This is a genomic window from Ruegeria sp. AU67 (assembly GCF_900312795.1).
Taxonomy (GTDB): Bacteria; Pseudomonadota; Alphaproteobacteria; order Rhodobacterales; family Rhodobacteraceae; genus Ruegeria; species Ruegeria atlantica.
On sequence record NZ_OMPH01000008.1, the window covers coordinates 1 to 17,511 of the forward strand.

General features: G+C 56.5%; 18 protein-coding genes and 1 tRNA gene. 12 read left to right on the top strand and 7 right to left on the bottom strand.

The genetic code is table 11. The annotated features are described in order from the left end of the window. Positions 1–279: 279 nt before the first annotated feature. On the bottom strand, positions 280–894 hold the full coding sequence (gene msrQ, locus DK510_RS02630) for a protein-methionine-sulfoxide reductase heme-binding subunit MsrQ (protein ID WP_109310795.1): 615 nt from the start codon (positions 892–894) through the stop codon (positions 280–282). Between the two features lie 4 nt (positions 895–898). Continuing rightward, complete coding sequence (gene msrP / locus DK510_RS02635) at positions 899–1,801, bottom strand: protein-methionine-sulfoxide reductase catalytic subunit MsrP (RefSeq protein WP_109310796.1); 903 nt, start codon at positions 1,799–1,801, stop codon at positions 899–901. A 336-nt stretch (positions 1,802–2,137) separates the two neighbouring features. On the opposite strand from msrP, the gene DK510_RS02640 reads away from it, so the two are divergent. After that, on the top strand, positions 2,138–2,953 hold the full coding sequence (locus DK510_RS02640; RefSeq protein WP_109310797.1) for a cyclase family protein: 816 nt from the start codon (positions 2,138–2,140) through the stop codon (positions 2,951–2,953). Between the two features lie 130 nt (positions 2,954–3,083). After that, complete coding sequence (locus DK510_RS02645) at positions 3,084–4,010, top strand: SAM-dependent methyltransferase (protein WP_109310798.1); 927 nt, start codon at positions 3,084–3,086, stop codon at positions 4,008–4,010. 63 nt (positions 4,011–4,073) lie between these two features. Here DK510_RS02645 and clpB read toward each other — a convergent pair whose 3' ends face one another. Together clpB and DK510_RS02655 are read right to left on the bottom strand one after the other, a co-directional pair. After that, complete coding sequence (gene clpB / locus DK510_RS02650; protein ID WP_109310799.1) at positions 4,074–6,692, bottom strand: ATP-dependent chaperone ClpB; 2,619 nt, start codon at positions 6,690–6,692, stop codon at positions 4,074–4,076. Positions 6,693–6,819: 127 nt separating this feature from the next. Next, positions 6,820–7,140, bottom strand: a complete 321-nt coding sequence (locus DK510_RS02655; protein WP_109310800.1) for a hypothetical protein — start codon at positions 7,138–7,140, stop codon at positions 6,820–6,822. Between the two features lie 149 nt (positions 7,141–7,289). Here DK510_RS02655 and pyrF point away from each other — a divergent pair, with 149 nt between their 5' ends. After that, positions 7,290–8,009 carry an orotidine-5'-phosphate decarboxylase gene (pyrF, locus tag DK510_RS02660; RefSeq protein ID WP_109310801.1) on the top strand — a complete coding sequence of 240 codons (720 nt, stop codon included), beginning with the start codon at positions 7,290–7,292 and terminating at the stop codon, positions 8,007–8,009. Between the two features lie 308 nt (positions 8,010–8,317). Here the strand turns inward: pyrF and DK510_RS02665 are convergent, their stop codons facing one another. After that, positions 8,318–8,725 carry an NUDIX domain-containing protein gene (locus DK510_RS02665; RefSeq protein ID WP_109310802.1) on the bottom strand — a complete coding sequence of 136 codons (408 nt, stop codon included), beginning with the start codon at positions 8,723–8,725 and terminating at the stop codon, positions 8,318–8,320. Positions 8,726–8,813: 88 nt separating this feature from the next. Between DK510_RS02665 and DK510_RS02670 the strand changes: the two genes are divergently transcribed. Then, positions 8,814–10,067, top strand: coding sequence for a DNA polymerase IV (locus DK510_RS02670; protein ID WP_109310803.1), 1,254 nt, complete (start codon positions 8,814–8,816; stop codon positions 10,065–10,067). A 2-nt stretch (positions 10,068–10,069) separates the two neighbouring features. Here DK510_RS02670 and DK510_RS02675 read toward each other — a convergent pair whose 3' ends face one another. After that, on the bottom strand, positions 10,070–10,930 hold the full coding sequence (locus DK510_RS02675) for an N-formylglutamate amidohydrolase (RefSeq protein ID WP_109310804.1): 861 nt from the start codon (positions 10,928–10,930) through the stop codon (positions 10,070–10,072). Positions 10,931–11,079: 149 nt separating this feature from the next. On the opposite strand from DK510_RS02675, the gene DK510_RS02680 reads away from it, so the two are divergent. From DK510_RS02680 to DK510_RS02705, 6 genes are all read left to right on the top strand, one after another. Continuing rightward, positions 11,080–11,154: transfer RNA gene (locus DK510_RS02680), tRNA-Val, on the top strand. A gap of 93 nt (positions 11,155–11,247) precedes the next feature. Further along, positions 11,248–11,373 (top strand): type B 50S ribosomal protein L36, encoded by a 126-nt coding sequence (gene ykgO / locus DK510_RS02685; RefSeq protein ID WP_005648635.1) that lies wholly within the window; start codon positions 11,248–11,250, stop codon positions 11,371–11,373. 183 nt (positions 11,374–11,556) lie between these two features. Beyond that, the gene (locus tag DK510_RS02690; protein WP_109310805.1) at positions 11,557–11,934 is read left to right on the top strand and encodes a hypothetical protein; all 378 of its coding nucleotides are present in this window, start codon (positions 11,557–11,559) and stop codon (positions 11,932–11,934) included. After that, entirely contained in the window at positions 11,924–12,439 is a 516-nt protein-coding gene (locus DK510_RS02695; RefSeq protein WP_109310806.1) for a hypothetical protein, read from the top strand. The genes DK510_RS02690 and DK510_RS02695 overlap by 11 nt, the downstream gene beginning before the upstream one ends. 29 nt (positions 12,440–12,468) lie before the next feature. Continuing rightward, entirely contained in the window at positions 12,469–13,032 is a 564-nt protein-coding gene (locus DK510_RS02700; protein WP_109310807.1) for a hypothetical protein, read from the top strand. Between the two features lie 142 nt (positions 13,033–13,174). Continuing rightward, positions 13,175–14,191 (top strand): Fe(3+) ABC transporter substrate-binding protein, encoded by a 1,017-nt coding sequence (locus tag DK510_RS02705; RefSeq protein ID WP_109310830.1) that lies wholly within the window; start codon positions 13,175–13,177, stop codon positions 14,189–14,191. Positions 14,192–14,258: 67 nt separating this feature from the next. On the opposite strand, the gene DK510_RS02710 is transcribed toward DK510_RS02705, so the two are convergent. Then, positions 14,259–15,188, bottom strand: a complete 930-nt coding sequence (locus DK510_RS02710) for an autotransporter domain-containing protein (RefSeq protein WP_160116430.1) — start codon at positions 15,186–15,188, stop codon at positions 14,259–14,261. A gap of 241 nt (positions 15,189–15,429) precedes the next feature. Between DK510_RS02710 and DK510_RS02715 the strand changes: the two genes are divergently transcribed. Together DK510_RS02715 and DK510_RS02725 are read left to right on the top strand one after the other, a co-directional pair. Next, positions 15,430–15,645, top strand: a complete 216-nt coding sequence (locus tag DK510_RS02715; protein ID WP_109310809.1) for a hypothetical protein — start codon at positions 15,430–15,432, stop codon at positions 15,643–15,645. Between the two features lie 293 nt (positions 15,646–15,938). Continuing rightward, the gene (locus DK510_RS02725; RefSeq protein ID WP_109310811.1) at positions 15,939–17,471 is read left to right on the top strand and encodes a phospholipase D family protein; all 1,533 of its coding nucleotides are present in this window, start codon (positions 15,939–15,941) and stop codon (positions 17,469–17,471) included. Positions 17,472–17,511: the final 40 nt, after the last annotated feature.

Sequence of the window (17,511 nt, forward strand, 5' to 3'; positions counted from 1 at the left end):
GTCTCTCCTGAGCGTCTCCACCGTCTCTCCGATGCGTCCGGCCGTCTCTCCGACCCGTCAGCGCCGCCTCAGCAGCGCCGGTGAAGGGGGTTCTAAGTATAACCGCATAAGTCCGCAAGCAGAAAATTAGACAAACTTACAAAAAACAGAATTTTGTTAATTTATTTCATATAAACAATATATTACTAAGCGACGACCATTCCAAACAAAGCGATCGACAGAGTAGCTGGCAGCGAATCTGGAGTATTAGTCAGAGTTACCCACAGACTCGGTACCGAGTCAGGCGGAATCGGCCGCGCGGAACCGGGTCAGCAGGCCGGAAACCGGAATACGCAGCAGGATCAGGCTAACGATCAGAGACAGGTAGACCAGCGGTTCGATCTGAAATCCTTTGGCAAGCATAACATAGTGCAGCCCGCCCAGAATCGCGGCGGGAAAGACAAGCCGCTGCAGGATGCGCCAACGTGCCCCCAATTTGCGCAGGGACAGGTTGTTTGATGTTACCGCCAGCGGGATCATCAGGATAAACGCTGCCATGCCGACTGTAATATAGGGACGCTTCAAGATATCCGCCCAGATTTGGCTGGGAAACTGCACGTCCAACACCAGCCACACCAAAAGATGCAGGCTGACATAGGCAAAGGTCAGCACGCCCAGCGCACGGCGGAATTTGAGCAGGTTCAGCCCAAAGAACCGCCGCAGCGGAGAAATTGCCAACACGACGATCAACAGTTGAAGCGCCAGTTCGCCGTACCGGTGCTCCAACGCCTCAATCGGATCCACACCCAGACCGCCGGTCAGCCCCTGGTAAAACAGCCAGGGCGCCGGAAGCGCCCCCAGCAAGTAGACCAGCCACATGGGAATGCGGCGCAATATCTGATTCAGCGTCTGCATGGTCTTAGTAGAATTCCTTAAGATCCATACCGTCGTAAAGTCCGCCGACCTCTTCTTCGTAACCGTTGAACATCAGCGTCGGGATACGCTTGGCAAAGAGACCGCCGCCAATCTGACGTTCCGAGGCCTGCGACCAGCGCGGATGATCCACGTTGGGGTTCACGTTACTATAGAAGCCATACTCGCGTGGGGCAGACATGTTCCAACTGGTGGGCGGCTCGACATCCGAAACGGTGATGCGGACAATAGACTTGATAGACTTGAAACCGTATTTCCACGGCACCACCAGACGCAGCGGCGCGCCATTTTGGTTCGGGATAGGTTTGTCGTAGATACCGGTTGCCATGATGGTCAGCGGATGCATCGCTTCGTCCAGACGCAACCCTTCTCGGTACGGCCATTCAAGGATCGGAAATTGAACGCCCGGCATCTCATCGGGGCGGTACGCGGTTTCAAAGGCCACGTATTTCGCACCTTCCTGAACACCCGCCATATTCAGAAGATCAGCCAGCTCAAACCCGTTCCAAGGGATTACCATCGACCACGCTTCAACACAGCGGAATCTGTAGATGCGTTCTTCGACCGTCATCTCGGACATGATGTCCTTGAAGTCATATTCGCCCGGCTTGTCGACCAGCCCGTCGATCTTGACGCTCCAGGGTTCGGTGACCAGCGTATGTGCGTATCTCGCGGGATCATCCTTGCGGGTCCCGAATTCGTAATAGTTATTGTACGAGGTGATCTCTTCCCAGGTGTTGGGTTCAAGTGCTTCCTGCGCCGCTGCCGGTCTGGCCAGCCCCGCCAATCCTACACCCGCCAGGCCGGCCATCACCTGCCGCCGATTCAAAAACGCCGCCTGTGGAGTGACGTCGGCATGTGTCAGTGTATTGGTCCAGCGATGCGCCATTTAAGTCTCCTTGGTAAGCTAGCCTGAGATTCCAGATAATCCGCTGATACCACACCGCCAAGGCAACATGCGTCACGATTGGGAGACGAGACTGTAACGATTCACGCCAAGTCCATACCAAACCACCTCAGACATCCCCGAGGGCGAATTGCGCCAAAACCGTTAGCACCTGTCACGCCAAGTTGAACTCGCAACGCCCAATTCGGGCGGAATATTCGGACCTTCAATCTTTACAACTGCTTCATGCAACTTGCAGTCTTGTTGCCAGGATTGGCCAACAGGCCCTTAGATCCGCTGTCCACCCGATTGTCGGGCAAGACTATAGGGAGAAGACGAATGTGTGACATCTGCGTGATGAACGCGGTCAAAGACCGTATGCTGTCTAGAAGAGGGTTCTTCAAAGCTGCCGCTGCCTCTGGTGTGGCTGTTGCCGCAACTGGCACCAATGCATCGTTCGCCCTCGCCGCTGGTGAGGGTAAGGTTGAGGATATGACCCATACGATCAGTGCCGATTTCCCAACCTATTTTGGCGAACCGGGGTACGCGTCCGAACAGGTTTTCAATTTTGGCGAACACGGCTTTAACCTCCAGCGCCTGACAGTCAATGAACACACAGGCACACATATCGACGCGCCGCTGCACTTTTCAGCAGACGGTGCTTCGGTGGACGAAATCCCCGTGTCCGATCTTGTGGCACCGCTTTGTGTTGTCGACATTGCCGCCCGCGCAGCCGAGGATGTCGATACGCTGCTGACACCAGATGACCTGAAGGCATGGATGTCTGCCAACGGAGACATTCCGGATGGCGCTTGCGTGGCCTTGTATTCCGGTTGGGCCGCCAAAGCCGACAGCGACGCGTATCGCGGTTTCGACGGTCAGGCACAACATTACCCGGGTTTCCACCCCGAAGCCGCAATGATGCTGATCGAAGAGACCGGTGCACGTTCCATTGCATCCGACACGCTGTCCCTGGACCACGGCATATCGACCGACTTCGCCACCCATTATGCTTGGCTGCCCACGGGCCGTTTCGGGATTGAGAATATCGCCGGACTGGATCGCGTACCGGCAGCTGGCGCAACGCTGGTGATTGGTGCACCAAAACATGCCGGTGGCACCGGCGGGCCTGCGCGCATTTTTGCGATGGTTTGACAAAGTGGCCCGCTTGCTTGGCGGGCCTTATCTCCAAAAGACTGGTGACTTTGACCGGGTAATCTGAACTCTGCCAATTGGCAGAGAATTCAGGCTATCTTGTCATACAAACAACCGAGGCGAGCTTTTCATGTTTTATGTTCCGCAAAGTGCCATTCCCGGGCTAAGCCGCACCGCCCTTGGGGTTTGCGCTTTTTGCGCCTTGGTAAACCGTAACCCAACATACCGACGCGTATTCTACGACCCATTTGCCGAGCAGCTGTTTCGCAACGGTTCTACCGAGGGACCCGAGGTCCTGGACCAAGCTACCGACTGGGAAACCGTACTCAAGTTCGCCGATGACCGTTCAGTGGCACGTCGCCTCGTCGCGTCGGTTCTTTGGCGTAAGACTTTCATGCAAAACCGCGCGCTTACTGCAATCAAGAATGGTGCGCGTCAGATCGTAGTACTTGGCGCGGGCTTAGATACGCTGGGTCTGAGGCTGTCCAACAGTCACAGCCACATTCCAGTTTTCGAGGTTGACCGCCCCGAGACCATCGAAGCCAAGCGGTCTTTGGTCAGTTCAAATTTTGGCGTTCCACCAAACGTTCGATATACGGCGGTTGATTTCTCTCGTGAGACAACGCTCGATAAGTTGCAGTCGCTCGGTTACGACCATGAACTGGGCACGGTCTTTATTGCTGAGGTTTCGTTGGAATATGTAGCACCACCCGAAGTTGCAGATGTCTACACAATGGTCCGGTCGAATGGTTCAAATGAAACGCGTTTTCTGACGACATACGCGTCAACCGCCGCAGCATCGCAAGCGCAAAAGGAAGTCGACAGTATCGGAAATGCGGTGGCTGGAGTCGGCGAACCCTTTCGTTTCAACATCTCTCCCACTGAGGTCAGCGCCTACGCGTCTGAACAAGGGTTTTCTGTGCTCGAGCACATATTTGGGCGCAGAGGGACCGAAAAATACTTGAGCGAATTGGGGCTGGGTCCAGAGACGATGGATTTCCCTATGGATTCTTTGGGCGCCTCGTCTTTCTCACTTGTTCAACTGCGACCCACTTGAACAAGTTGCTTTTGAAGTGACTTAAAAAAGAAGGCCCGCCGGTGTGGCGGGCCTTTGTTTGGTTTAATGCACCACGGCATCATCCGGACGGGGCCGCTCTGACGTACCCAGCCGGTCGCCGATAATTAGACCGTCTGAGCCTGCGGTCACAGGGACGGTCTCACCATCCTTGATCTCACCGGCAAGCAGAGCCTCGGCCAGCGGGTTTTGCAAGGCACGCTGGATAACGCGTTTCAGCGGGCGTGCACCGAAGACCGGGTCATAGCCCTCGTCGGCAAGCCATTCCTTGGCGCCGCCGTCCAAGACCAGCTCGATCTTGCGGGCGGCCAGACGTTTCTGCAGACGAGCCATCTGGATATCGACAATACCATCCATATCGGCCCGCTTTAGGCGATCAAAGATGATCGTTTCGTCCAGACGGTTCAGGAACTCGGGCCGGAAATGCGCCCGGACCGCGTCCATCACATCACGCTTGGCTTGCGCGCTGTCCGCACCTTCGGGCAACTGGCTCAGCGCCTGAGAGCCGAGGTTCGACGTCAGGATGATCAACGTCTGCTTGAAGTCCACGGTACGGCCCTGACCATCGGTCAGAACGCCATCATCCAGAACCTGCAACAGCACGTTGAACACATCCGGGTGCGCCTTTTCGACCTCATCGAACAGCACGACCTGATAGGGCCTGCGCCGCACGGCTTCGGTCAGCACGCCGCCTTCGTCATAGCCGACATAGCCCGGAGGGGCGCCGATCAGACGGGCAACCGCGTGTTTCTCCATGAACTCGGACATATCGATACGCACCATCGCGTTGTCGTCGTCGAACAGGAAGTTCGCCACGGCTTTGGTCAGCTCGGTCTTACCTACACCCGTGGGCCCGAGGAACAGGAACGAGCCCAGCGGGCGGCCTTCGTCGTTCAGGCCCGCACGCGCACGACGTACAGCATTGGCCACAGCAGTGACCGCCGCATCCTGACCGATCACGCGGGAATGCAGATCGTCTTCCATCCGCAGCAGCTTCTCGCGCTCGCCTTCCAGCATCTTCGAGGTCGGGATACCAGTCCAGCGTTCAACCACCGAAGCGATCTGTTCCGGACGCACCGTTTCCTCGGCCATCATCTGGCTGCTTTCGGCATTTTCGGCTTCGGTCAGCTTTTTCTCAAGCTCTGGGATGACGCCATAAGACAGCTCACCCGCTTTGGCGAGGTTGCCTTCACGCTTGGCAATCTCGAGATCAGCGCGCGCCTTGTCGAGTTGCTCTTTCAGATCGCGCGCGCCAGCAAGTTTGTCGCGTTCAGCCTGCCACTGGGCGGTCATCTCGGCAGATTTCTCCTGCAGATCGGCCAGATCCTTTTGCAAGGTTTCCAGACGGTCCTTGGAGGCCGCATCATCTTCGAGCTTCAGCGCCTGTTCCTCGATCTGCATCTGCAGAATCTGGCGATCCAGTTGATCGAGTTCCTCTGGCTTGCTGTCCACTTCCATCCGCAAGCGAGCCGACGCTTCATCGACTAAGTCGATGGCCTTGTCGGGCAGAAAGCGATCAGTGATGTAGCGATGCGACAAGGTCGCCGCAGATACCAAAGCCGAGTCCGAGATGCGCACACCGTGGTGTAGCTCGTACTTTTCCTTGATGCCGCGCAGGATGCTGATCGTGTCCTCGACAGTCGGCTCCTGTACCACAACCGGCTGGAACCGGCGCGCAAGGGCCGCGTCTTTTTCCACGTACTTACGATACTCATCCAGCGTGGTCGCACCGATACAGTGCAACTCACCCCGGGCAAGCGCAGGCTTGATCAAGTTGGCGGCGTCCATCGCGCCATCGGATTTCCCGGCACCGACCAGCGTGTGCATCTCGTCGATGAACAGGATGATTTCACCGGCGGCCTCGGTGACCTCGGTCAGAACGGCCTTGAGGCGTTCTTCGAACTCACCGCGATATTTCGCACCGGCGATCAGCGCACCCATATCGAGCGCAAGCAGCTTTTTATCTTTCAACGACTCCGGCACGTCACCGTTGATGATGCGCAGGGCCATGCCCTCGGCAATCGCGGTTTTACCCACGCCGGGCTCCCCGATCAGAACCGGGTTGTTCTTAGTGCGACGCGACAGAACCTGCATCGAGCGGCGGATTTCTTCATCTCGCCCGATGATCGGATCGATCTTGCCCTCAGCTGCGGCTTCGGTCAGGTCACGCGCATATTTCTTGAGCGCGTCATAGCCTTCTTCCGCCGATGCGGTGTCAGCCGTGCGACCCTTGCGGATGTCATTGATCGCTTCATTCAGCTTTTGCGCAGATACGGCACCGGCTTCCAACGCCTCTTTGGCCTTGGATTTCACCATGCACAGGGCCATCAGAACGCGTTCGACCGGCACAAAGCTGTCGCCTGCTTTGGTCGCGATTTTCTCGGCTTCTGCAAAAACCTTGGCAGTCTGGCCATCCATGTAAATCTGGCTCGCATCACCGCTGACCTTCGGAATCTTAGACAGCGCGGCGTCCAGCGCTTCGACCACGCGGGTCGGCGCGCCGCCGGCGCGTGTGATCAGGTTGCTGGCCAGCCCCTGATCGTCATCCATCAATGCTTTCAAAAGATGTTCGGGCATCAGTCGCTGGTGCCCCTCGCGCAGCGCAATCGTCTGCGCCGCCTGCACGAATCCCCGTGCCCGCTCGGTGAACTTGTTCAAGTCCATAGTATTCTCCTTTTCCTAAGCGCCCTGAATGTGATGCGCCCGCTTGGCGGCACGCGTCGGTCTGGGCCTCACATTCAATCTGGGAAATATCTTTGTTCATTCAAGAGGCTGGCGCGCAATTTCAGACTTATCGTCGAGGTATGGAATAGACGGTGTAGCCTCCGGTCTGCGCAACCTCGCGCGCGGCGTACATGTCCACCAGCGATTGCGCGGCGTCGCTGCCCGTCGGGCAGGAAACAAGGTCTGCGGCATCATCCAGAAAATTGACCGTAAACGACGTCTCACCCGTCAATTGGCAGTCATCGTCGGTCGACCGGTATCCCCCCACCAGACGCAAATTTTCATTGGTCGGAGATTTGATGACCGTATCCGCCGCCTCATTTTCTAGTGGCATATCCTGACATCCCACCAAGATCAGAATAATCCCAACTCCAAAAACCTGTTTCATAGTTCCCCCATCGAAAAATCTTGTGGATGGTCGGCACCATATCACAGTTGGCCCAAAGCTGCGCGATCTCGATCACCCGCGCACCCTGCATGGACACGGCCGTCCGAAACCGCTAGGACGCAGACGTTTGCCAAAAAGGAGCCTGCCCCATGTCCGATGATCGCCTGATCGTAGCCCTAGATGTTCCCAACGCTCTGCAGGGGCTGGCCATGGCCGAACAGCTGGGCGACAGCGTTTCCTTCTACAAGATCGGGTTGGGCATGCTGACCGGTGGTGGGCTGGCATTAGCCAATGAACTGAAACAGGAACACGGCAAGCGCATCTTTTTGGACATGAAGCTGTTCGATATCGGCAACACCGTCGAAAACGCCGTTCGCGGGCTGGCGCAGTTCGATCTGGATTTCCTGACGGTGCATGGTGATCCGCATGTGGTTCGAGCCGCGAAAGAAGGGGCCGTTGGCAAAGACCTCAAGATTTTGGCCGTTACCATCTTAACCTCGCTGAACCGCGACGACCTGGATGCCAGCCTTCTTAAAGAGGGCGACGTTCAGGATCTGGTTGTCGAACGCGCTGCACGCGCGCTTGAGGCTGGTGCCGACGGCGTCATCGCCAGCCCGCAAGAAGCCGCGCTAATCCGTGCCCTGCCCCAGGCCGAAGGTCGTCTGATCGTGACCCCTGGCGTACGCCCCGCAGGTGCCGCGCTTGGCGATCAGAAACGCGTTGCAACACCCGCAAATGCCGTCGCTGATGGCGTGGACCACATCGTCGTGGGCCGACCTGTCTATCAGGCCGACGACCCTAAAGCTGCTGCCGAGGCAATCCTAGCCGAGTTGTCCTCACCGCAGGCAAAAGCACCGAACAGGGCTTAATTCTCGACGCATTGCAGGCTAAAATTTTTTAGGGCTTGATGCCGGGTGGCCGCGTCCGCGCAGACAATTTCTGTCGGTTTCTGCGGCTCAAGCAGTTGACCCAACGTCACTTTTTGCCATTTCCGCGCCAAATCGTCCCTGTGCCCCAAAACACACATGAGATATGCGAGTTTTGGCTGAGTGACCTAGATCCTATCTAAATCCGGGAATTTGCGCGATTCTGGGGACGTGATACTCCCCGCGGACCATCTCTTCCTGAGGTCCGTCACCTCCCCCCGCCAATCGCGGGGGGTCTTCTTCTGAAAACCTCACATGTCAAAAGACGGCCTACCTTGGACCAAGTAGTCACGTAGGCGGATCGCGAAATTCGGCACCGCCAATGCATTCTCAAGGTAAATGTCCGGCGACATCAAACACCATCCCTGCCCCTCATCGCCAAACCTAATCAGGTTGACGTCGCTGGTTGGCCGGTGTGCTGCGAAGAACCAGTTTTGCCCATACATGCGCGACCAGACGAAGTCAGCCTTGGCGAGGTTCAGACCGACTTCTTCCAATGTTTCGCGCCTGACGCATTGCAGCGGCGTTTCTGCCCCTTCGCGCCCACCGCCGGGAAAGTCGAAATGGCCCGGGAATGGAATGTCCTTCTTGTCGTCCCGTTGAATCACCAACAGGTCCGATCCAAGAAACAGTGCGACCTTCGCCCCCGTGAAGTGCATGAGCGCTTTCTCTTTGCTGCCCGACGAGATAAATTTTAGCCAGTAACGCCTGATATGACAAAGCGCATAAAACTGAGATGTAAATGTAATGCCCGCTTTATGCCGCGACTGCTTTTCGATTCTGGAACAGGAAGCGCGCTGCCCTTCCTGCGGCAGCCCGCGGATCAAGACGCACCCCGAGCTGTTCGACCTGTCCATCGCGCATATGGATTGCGACGCATTCTATGCCTCGGTTGAAAAGCGGGACAATCCCGATCTGGCCGACAAACCGGTGATCATCGGAGGCGGCAAACGCGGTGTCGTCTCGACCGCTTGTTATGTGGCGCGTATTCGGGGCGTCCGCTCTGCGATGCCAATGTTCAAAGCCTTGCAACTGTGCCCGGACGCCGTTGTCATCAAGCCTCGCATGTCGGTCTACGCCGAGGTGTCACGCCAGATCAGAGCCATGATGGACGAATTGACCCCCGTTATCGAACCGCTGTCACTGGACGAAGCATTCATGGATCTGTCCGGTACGCAGCGACTGCATGGCGCGCCACCTGCGGCCATGCTGGCAAGGCTGGTTAAGCGGATGAAGGACGAACTGGGTGTAACAGGCTCGATCGGTCTGTCGCACAACAAGTTTCTAGCCAAAGTCGCCTCAGATCTGGACAAGCCGCGTGGGTTTTCAGTTATTGGAAAAGCTGAGACCGCCGAGTTTCTGTACGACAAACCGGTGGGCCTGATCTGGGGTATCGGCCCGGCGGCACAGGAATCGCTGGATCGTGCCGGCATCCGCGCCTTCTCGGATTTATTACGCTGGGATCAGGAGGCACTGACAGCCCGCTTCGGATCTATGGGGTATCGGCTATGGCATCTGGCGCGCGGTCAGGACAAACGGCGCGTCTCTTCGCACGAGCCAATGAAGTCGATCAGCAACGAAACCACGTTTTTCGAGGATACAGCCAGCCTGGACATCCTTGACGGGCATCTGTGGCGCATGTCCGAAAAAGTTGCGGATCGCGCCAAAGCCAAAGGGCTGGCCGGACGGGTCGTAACCCTGAAACTTAAACAAGCAAACCACAAGGTCATCACCCGACGTGTCTCGTTGCGGGACGCCACGCAGATCGCAGACCGCATCTACCGCACCGCACGTGGGCTATTCGATCAGGTCGGCGACAAAGGGCCATATCGTCTGTTGGGTTGCGGAATATCCGATCTGTGCCCCGAAGATCAGGCGGACATCTCGGGAGACCTTTTGGATCCCGACGCGTCAAGGCGGTCTCAGGCGGAACGCGCAACGGATGAAATCCGGCGCAGATTCGGAACGGATGCGATTGTCAAAGGCCGGGCTTTGCGCTGAGGTTACTCAGCCGCCAGACGCAACGGATCGCGGCCTATACCCGAGATTTCCCGTATGACCTGCCGCAATACGTCCTGAAACGCAGCGAAATTGCCGTTCGGCGCGATTTTGACCTCATCCATATACAGAGATCGGTCGATCTCAACCTGGATAGCGTGCTGATTGCGCCCGGGCCGCCCGTAGGTCTGTGTCACGTAGGCGCCCGCGAAGGGCGCGTTGCGCGCCACGATCAGACCCGCCGAGGCAAACGCGGATTCGATCCGGTCTACAATCTCGGTCGAAGCTGAAGCGCCAAATCTGTCACCCAACACGATCTGCGGGCGCTGGGCCGTGGTCGTACTGGCCATCGAAACCGCTTCATGCGGCATCGAATGGCAATCAATCAAAATGGCCTGACCAAAAGCGGTGTGCGATTCGGCCAGCAGCGACTTGAGACGCGCATGATAAGGACGCCAGCAGGTGTCGATGCGCAGACGCGCCTCATCCATCGTCAGTTTCCCGCGATAGATTGCGCGCCCATTGGCGACGACCCTGGGAATCACGCCCAGCCCCGAAGCGACACGCGGGTTATGGCCGTGGCGGCGCGCGCCCTGGATCAAAGCCGGGTCCAGCTCCTCAGCACTGCGGTTAAGATCCAGATAGGCTCTTGATTTTGTTGCGGATATTAGAGGCGCACCATGGTCAGTCGCTGCGGAAAACAACTGATCCACGAATGCATCTTCCGAAGATCGAATCACATTCTGGCTCAGAACTGTCCGGTTCAGCATCGCTTCGGGGTAGTTCCGGCCACTGTGAGGAGAAGAAAATACAACGCAAGACGTGCGCTTGACGGGCATATCCAATACGTAAGCAGCGTTCTTCATGGTGACTCCTTGTTCGCATTGAACATAGACCGGAAAATAGTTCTACCAAACCCCTTGAACCCCTTTGCGACTCCTTTTATAGACCCCGCTACCGGCGCGGGGTTCCGCGCCCCATTTCGTTATGGGGCAGGGCAACGCAAAGGTTAAGTGGGCGGTTAGCTCAGCGGTAGAGCACTTCGTTGACATCGAAGGGGTCACAAGTTCGATCCTTGTACCGCCCACCATCTATTCACTGTTTCGGGTCTGACCCGGGACACCCGCAAACCCAGGCGCTGGCCACGTCCTTGATGAAGGCGCCGCAGATTGGAGACAGACCCATGAAGGTCAAGAACTCGCTCCGCTCGCTCAAGAACCGGCACCGTGATTGCCGTGTTGTGCGTCGCAAAGGCCGCGTCTACGTGATCAACAAGACGCAGCGCAAGTTCAAAGCTCGCCAGGGCTAAGAACTGCACATAACCGTTCAAAGAAACCGCGTCTTCGAGCGCGGTTTTTTTTGTTTTCCAAATATTTTTTTCGCCTGTGTCTAGCCCGGCAAGGGGCCAGGCTTGTTTGATTTTGATATTTCGCGTTGTGATAGAGCGTTCCCGTGTTAACGTTCTCCGGATTTTCGATGACGGGAGGTCAACTTGGCCGACGGTGAAATACTCGGAACGACCCTGACCGATATGGTCGCGGATATTGGTAGGAGCGTGGCGCAAGCCGCCGAGCAACTAAGCCTCGACCAGTTGAACGCCCTGAAGAACTACCCGCAGGAACTTCGCGATATGGGCATCCCACCGGTTTTCTATCACATGCAGGATGTCGATGTGGAATTGAAGGTCGTAATGGAGATGAGCAGTAAGACGGAAGAAGGCAAGCGGCCCGCAATCATCTCGATCTTCATGGGACCGAAGTTGACCCAGACCGATACGGTCGACACCAAAAGCGCATCGACCATGCGCATGCGCTTTGCTCCGGGCCCAGTAGATGACAACAGGTCACCAGAGGACACCGATGGCACGTAAGACGGTTAAGACCCCCAAGAGGCCACCTATTGATGTACGCGTCACCGAATTGCCCGAAGCCTTTGCGACACTGTTGCAGTCACTTGCCGACCGTCTTACCGCAATGGAGCAGCGCGAGACCACTTTGCTTCAAACAATCTCGGACCTGGAGAATCGGATTGACGATCTGGAAGAAGGCGGCGGCGGCATGCTGATGGGCGCGGGGTCTCCGGTAACAAACCCGTTGGCCCAGGGTCGGTCAGAGATGAATTCGGGCGACGAAGACACTCAGGTTGTCGACGCTCAGGAATTTTCACAGGCACTGGGCGAACAGATTCTCGCCGGTTCAGACGGCAGCAGCGAGTTTACCATCGACAATGTAAAGGTCGAGGCCGTGGTCGGGCTGGGCCAAGATGGCAATAGGGCACAGATCGCAACCAACGCCAAGAAACAGGCGGTCAGCCAGAACGCATCGAAAGTTACGTTTTCGGTCCGAAGGCGGTCAAAAACGCAAATCATCGAGTGAACACAAATTTTTCAAAAGGAGTTTGAACAATGAGTATCGGGCAGGAACTGCTGAACGTTCCCTTTGCAGAAATGGTTCAAAAGCTGGCACTTTCGGTCGCTGAATCACAAAGCGAACTGGATCGTCATTCGACCGACATGGCTAAATATATGGCCGACCAAAAAATCCAGCTTCCCGATCTCTCCAACCCCGACGGCCCCGCCAAAGAATTCAGCCTAGTGTCGATGGGATTCCTCCCTGCATTCTATGCGGTGCAAGAGGCCGAGATTGAGGTCAAAATGGCGATCTCGATGACCAAACAGACCGAAAAATCAGGTAGCGCTTCGGTGAAAGGCGGCTGGGGGCCCGTGGCGGCGCAGGTCAACGCCAGCTATTCCTCGCGCTATGCCTATAGTCAGGAAGGTGCAAGCAGGCTGACCATCAAACTTGCACCGGCCGATCCGCCGGTCATGCTGCAAAAATACATGGAAGCTGTAACTCAGACCATGCTGACCAAGGAACCGGTACTCAGCGATGATCCGGAACCTGAGCCGGCGCCGCCACCCGCTCGACCGCAACCGGAAGGAAGACAGAGCAGACAGCGTCGATCCTGACAGCAGCGTGCGCAGCAGGAAAGGCGAGCGACGTTTTGACCAACTAAATTTGTCGGATTTCCTTGCATCCCCCTCAGAATCGTTTAATTGACTAAATCAGTCGGGTTAATACCCGTCACGATTTTCAATGTTGGGACAAATGATGCTGAAATCCTCTACCTGCGTTGCTGCCGCTCTGACGGCTTTGATTGCAACCTCTGCCGCTGCCGAGGGTGAGTTGAACCTCTATTCCTCGCGCCACTATGACACCGACGAAAACCTGTACAGTGATTTCGAAAAGGCCACCGGCATCACCATCAACCGCATCGAAGGCAAAGCCGACGAGCTGATCGCGCGGATGGAAGCCGAAGGTGCGAACTCGCCCGCGGATATTTTGCTGACCGTCGACACCTCGCGCCTTTCTCGGGCCAAGAATGCAGGCATTTTGCAACCGATCGAAAGCGCCGTTCTGGAAGAGCGCATCCCGAACAACCTTCAGGATAGCGACAATGAATGGTTCGGCTTCTCGCAGCGTGGCCGCATTATTTTCTTCGACAAGGAAAACGTCGCCAACCCGCCGGCAACATATGCCGATCTTGCCAAGCCCGAATACAAAGGTCAGGTCTGCATTCGGTCGTCCAGCAATACGTATAACCAGACCTTGTTGGCTTCGATCGTCACCCATGAAGGTCCCGAGGCCGCCAAGGCATGGGCCGAAGGCATCGTGGCCAACATGGCCCGTGAACCACAGGGCGGTGACACCGATCAGCTGCGGGGTATCGTATCCGGCGAATGCGACATCGCGGTTTCAAACACCTATTACTTTGCCCGTGCAATCCGCAAAGATGTCAAAGGTGTTTCGGCCGATATCGACGCAATCGGTTGGGTCTTCCCGAACCAGGACAGCTATGGCGCGCATATGAACCTGTCCGGTGCAGGTGTTGCCGCAAATGCACCGAACAAAGAAAATGCCGTTCTCTTCCTCGAATATTTGGCAAGCGACAGCGCCCAGCAATATTTCTCGGCCGGCAATGACGAATTCCCCGCAGTTGAAGGCGTCGCACTTGCGGACTCGGTGAAATCGCTGGGTGAGTTCAAAGCGGATGAGGTCGTCCTGTCCGACGTCGCCGAAAACCTGCCGACAGCACAAAAGATCTTTAACGAAGCCGGCTGGAAATAATCCGGGCAAAAAACCAGAGCAGTATGAAGGGCGCAGATTTTCTGCGCCCTTTCCTTTGGTGGCAGGTTCAGAACCGAACCCCAAACCCTACTGAAAACCCGGAAAATGAATCGGCGATAACGCCGTTCAGCATGACGCGCGCGCCCTCGACGGCGGGCAACCCGATCTTTGTGGCATCGACCTCAATTCCGACACCCACCGTCGCCAGCCAATCCGTATCCAACACCATCGCGCTGTCGCCGTGGTAAAGCACAACGCCCCCATCCAAAACCAACTTGGACGGACGGCCCAGCAGCTTGACCTTATCAAGTGGATAACGGTAGCGCGAAAACAACGTCGTCTGGTTCGAATTGGCGCGGGCATCCCCCGCTTGCGGTTCGTTTATCGGATAGAACTCCAAAAACGTCTGACGCAACCTGTACTCGGCCTCCCAACGGCCGAATTGTGCCTCGCGAAAGACGCTCAGGGACGCCCCGACACCAAAGGCGTTAAGGTTACCGTCCACTGCGCCTGCCCCGTTCGAACGGGACGGAAACAGCGGGAAATTGGAAAACACCGCATCCGTGGTGACATGGCCAAGCGACAGATGCGCAACTGGCCGGATGTACCAGTTATTGGTAAGCGGAAGCTCCCACCCGACGCCAAGGGTCGCGGCGATGCTTGACCATGTCACATCCAGCTCGGTATCAGACCCAATCTCGGGAAAAATCACCAGCGGGTTATAGTTCTGATAGGCAAACTGTCCTTCCAGATATAGGCCATTGCCCAACGGTTTGAATCCGCCGCGCAGCTGCGTGGACCGCAGATTTCTCGCGTCACCAGATGCGCTCAGAAAGGACAGGGACGATAGTGTTTCGTTCGGTGTGGCCGCGACGCTCAGCACCGCAAGCGCGGCGCGGGCGGCGGCTTCAGAGGCGTCTGGATCAAGGTTTTGCGCGGTGGCAGGCTGGGCGAAACTCCAGATCAAAAACGATGTGTACGCAACAAGTCTTTTCAATCGCGGGTTCGCCTGTCGGTTTTTGTCGACTGCCAAGCACATCGTTATCGACGCGCAATGCGTTTGACAGATCGTAACCCAGTCTTTGTTTACGAAAAACTAAAACAACGAATTCGCGGCCATGAATTCTGAGGACTTGTATTTTGGAAACACTCGGTCGCGATGACGTTTTCAGCGACCATCCCGAATGTGATTTGGTATTTTCCCCCGAAACGGGTTCAATCGTGTCAGGAGATTTGTCATGAAAAACCCGGAAAGTTTCGAGAAGTTCTACTTTGCCAAAGTTGGCATGGGTGAAGCCTGCGGCTGTGCCGAGAGGGTGATTGATGTGTACGAATTCAATCGACAAGGCGGCGCACAGTCCACGCGCGCAGTGAAATCAGAAAAACGCAAACGTCGTTCAATCCGATCCTGGGCTATGAAATACGGGTTGCTGAGCCGCAAACCCCGAACCTGATGCTCGTCGCCCATCTGTGGGACGGTGCCGGTGCCATGATACAGTTAGGTGCTTTATGGTCAGAATTGGGGCGCCGATCGGACCTGCAAAACCCGGCAAAAAACCTTCAACTTCGGTATCCGAGACTCCGTCTTCAATTGAAAACGACGAGATCAGGGAACACCCCTGCGCAGGCCTTCTGGGGTTTCGCCCAAACGACACAGGCTTAGGAAAAGACCCGGCGAATCCGGAAACAAACTTGCAATCACCCCCACAAGCGTAGTCACCTGAGATGGAACGGGGGGAAAATGTCGATGAAGCCATGGGCCGTCGTGGTTTGTCTGTGCGGTACGCTGGCCATTGCCGCTTGCGCCCCCAAAACGCGAAGTTACGAAAAGACCGTTTCGTCGTCCTTTGCGGCCCCCGCAAACAGCGCCCTAGTGCGCGCGGCCAACCGGCTGGGCGATCCCAAGGACGGGCGGTCCGGGGTAAAACTGATCAGTGATGGGGAACAAGCGCTGGTTTCAAGGCTTTTGCTGGCCGCTGCAGCTGAGCGTACCATCGACGCGCAGTACTACCTTTTGCACAATGACCCCACGGGCCACCTGTTTGCGGCCAGCCTTTTGCAGGCGGCAGACAGGGGCGTTCGTGTCCGGCTGCTTTTGGATGACATGGACACGTCTAGCTACGACGCTATGACCGCAGCGCTGGACTATCACGAGAATATCGAGATTCGGCTGTTCAACCCCTTTTGGCGGGATCAAAGCCTGCTGATTGCGGGACTGACGGATTTCAAACGCATCAATCGCCGGATGCACAACAAATCCATGACCGCAGACAACATGTTCACGATTGTTGGTGGGCGCAACATTGGGGCCGAGTATTTCCTGGCCCGGGAAGAAATGAACTATGCCGATCTAGACGTGCTGGCGGCAGGCCCAGTCGTGACTGAAGTTTCCCAGAGCTTTGACGCCTATTGGAATAGTGAATTTGCCGTTCCCGCGCGCGTGGTTGTTGGACAACCGGAATCGTTTGACCTGAACGATGCGCGCACAAGGCTGAATGAGTTGGTGGAGGAAGCAAAACAGACCCAGTACGGCACTGCGCTCAGGAAATCCGCGCAAGAGAATTTTGCCGACGGCGCGCTGCGGCTGAATTGGGTCCCCGCGCGTTTGTATGCGGACCCGCCTTCAAAAGCTGCGGGCGTTGAAACGTCCGACCCCATTCTTGCATCGCAATTGCTGCCGTATTTTGAAATTGCCAGCAGCGAGGTAAATATCATCTCGGCCTATTTCGTGCCGCGCAACAATGGCGTCCGATGGATGACCGAGTTGGAAAATCGCGGTGTGGACGTCAAGGTCGTGACCAATTCCTTAGGGTCGAACGACGTCGTGCCGGTCTATGCCCATTACGCCAAGAAACGCAGAGCGTTGCTGCGCGGTGGTGTTGAGCTTTATGAATTGCGGCCAGACGCCTATCAGGTTCAGCGTCGCGGTATCAACTGGGCACAATCCCGATCCGGCCTGCATTCCAAGGCTTTTGCCATCGACGACCGTTACCTCTTTGTTGGCTCATTCAATTGGGATCCGCGGTCTGTGAACATCAATACCGAAATGGGCATTCTGATCGACTCTCCCGCGATGGCCGTTCAAACGATGGGTGCATTGGACGCGGCCCTGCCCGCCTACACCTACCAGGTGACGTTGGAACGCGCAGGGCAGCTTAAATGGAGAACACGAGGAGCGGACGGGGAAATACTGGAATACGATTCCGAGCCCACGGGGTCGGTCTGGGATCACATCGTCTCTGGTTTTCTGAGTATTTTACCGATCGGGTCACAGCTTTAGGCCCGCAAGTAACGACTGACGCGACCGATCATTGTTAGGT

What these genes read in the sequence shown, in the direction of transcription:
- msrQ (WP_109310795.1), bottom strand. Translation starts at nt 894, where the DNA reads ATGCAGACGCTGAATCAGATATTGCGCCGCATTCCCATGTGGCTGGTC.
- msrP (WP_109310796.1), bottom strand. Translation starts at nt 1,801, where the DNA reads ATGGCGCATCGCTGGACCAATACACTGACACATGCCGACGTCACTCCA.
- DK510_RS02640 (WP_109310797.1), top strand. Translation starts at nt 2,138, where the DNA reads ATGTGTGACATCTGCGTGATGAACGCGGTCAAAGACCGTATGCTGTCT.
- DK510_RS02645 (WP_109310798.1), top strand. Translation starts at nt 3,084, where the DNA reads ATGTTTTATGTTCCGCAAAGTGCCATTCCCGGGCTAAGCCGCACCGCC.
- clpB (WP_109310799.1), bottom strand. Translation starts at nt 6,692, where the DNA reads ATGGACTTGAACAAGTTCACCGAGCGGGCACGGGGATTCGTGCAGGCG.
- DK510_RS02655 (WP_109310800.1), bottom strand. Translation starts at nt 7,140, where the DNA reads ATGAAACAGGTTTTTGGAGTTGGGATTATTCTGATCTTGGTGGGATGT.
- pyrF (WP_109310801.1), top strand. Translation starts at nt 7,290, where the DNA reads ATGTCCGATGATCGCCTGATCGTAGCCCTAGATGTTCCCAACGCTCTG.
- DK510_RS02665 (WP_109310802.1), bottom strand. Translation starts at nt 8,725, where the DNA reads ATGCACTTCACGGGGGCGAAGGTCGCACTGTTTCTTGGATCGGACCTG.
- DK510_RS02670 (WP_109310803.1), top strand. Translation starts at nt 8,814, where the DNA reads ATGCCCGCTTTATGCCGCGACTGCTTTTCGATTCTGGAACAGGAAGCG.
- DK510_RS02675 (WP_109310804.1), bottom strand. Translation starts at nt 10,930, where the DNA reads ATGAAGAACGCTGCTTACGTATTGGATATGCCCGTCAAGCGCACGTCT.
- ykgO (WP_005648635.1), top strand. Translation starts at nt 11,248, where the DNA reads ATGAAGGTCAAGAACTCGCTCCGCTCGCTCAAGAACCGGCACCGTGAT.
- DK510_RS02695 (WP_109310806.1), top strand. Translation starts at nt 11,924, where the DNA reads ATGGCACGTAAGACGGTTAAGACCCCCAAGAGGCCACCTATTGATGTA.
- DK510_RS02700 (WP_109310807.1), top strand. Translation starts at nt 12,469, where the DNA reads ATGAGTATCGGGCAGGAACTGCTGAACGTTCCCTTTGCAGAAATGGTT.
- DK510_RS02705 (WP_109310830.1), top strand. Translation starts at nt 13,175, where the DNA reads ATGCTGAAATCCTCTACCTGCGTTGCTGCCGCTCTGACGGCTTTGATT.
- DK510_RS02715 (WP_109310809.1), top strand. Translation starts at nt 15,430, where the DNA reads ATGAAAAACCCGGAAAGTTTCGAGAAGTTCTACTTTGCCAAAGTTGGC.
- DK510_RS02725 (WP_109310811.1), top strand. Translation starts at nt 15,939, where the DNA reads ATGAAGCCATGGGCCGTCGTGGTTTGTCTGTGCGGTACGCTGGCCATT.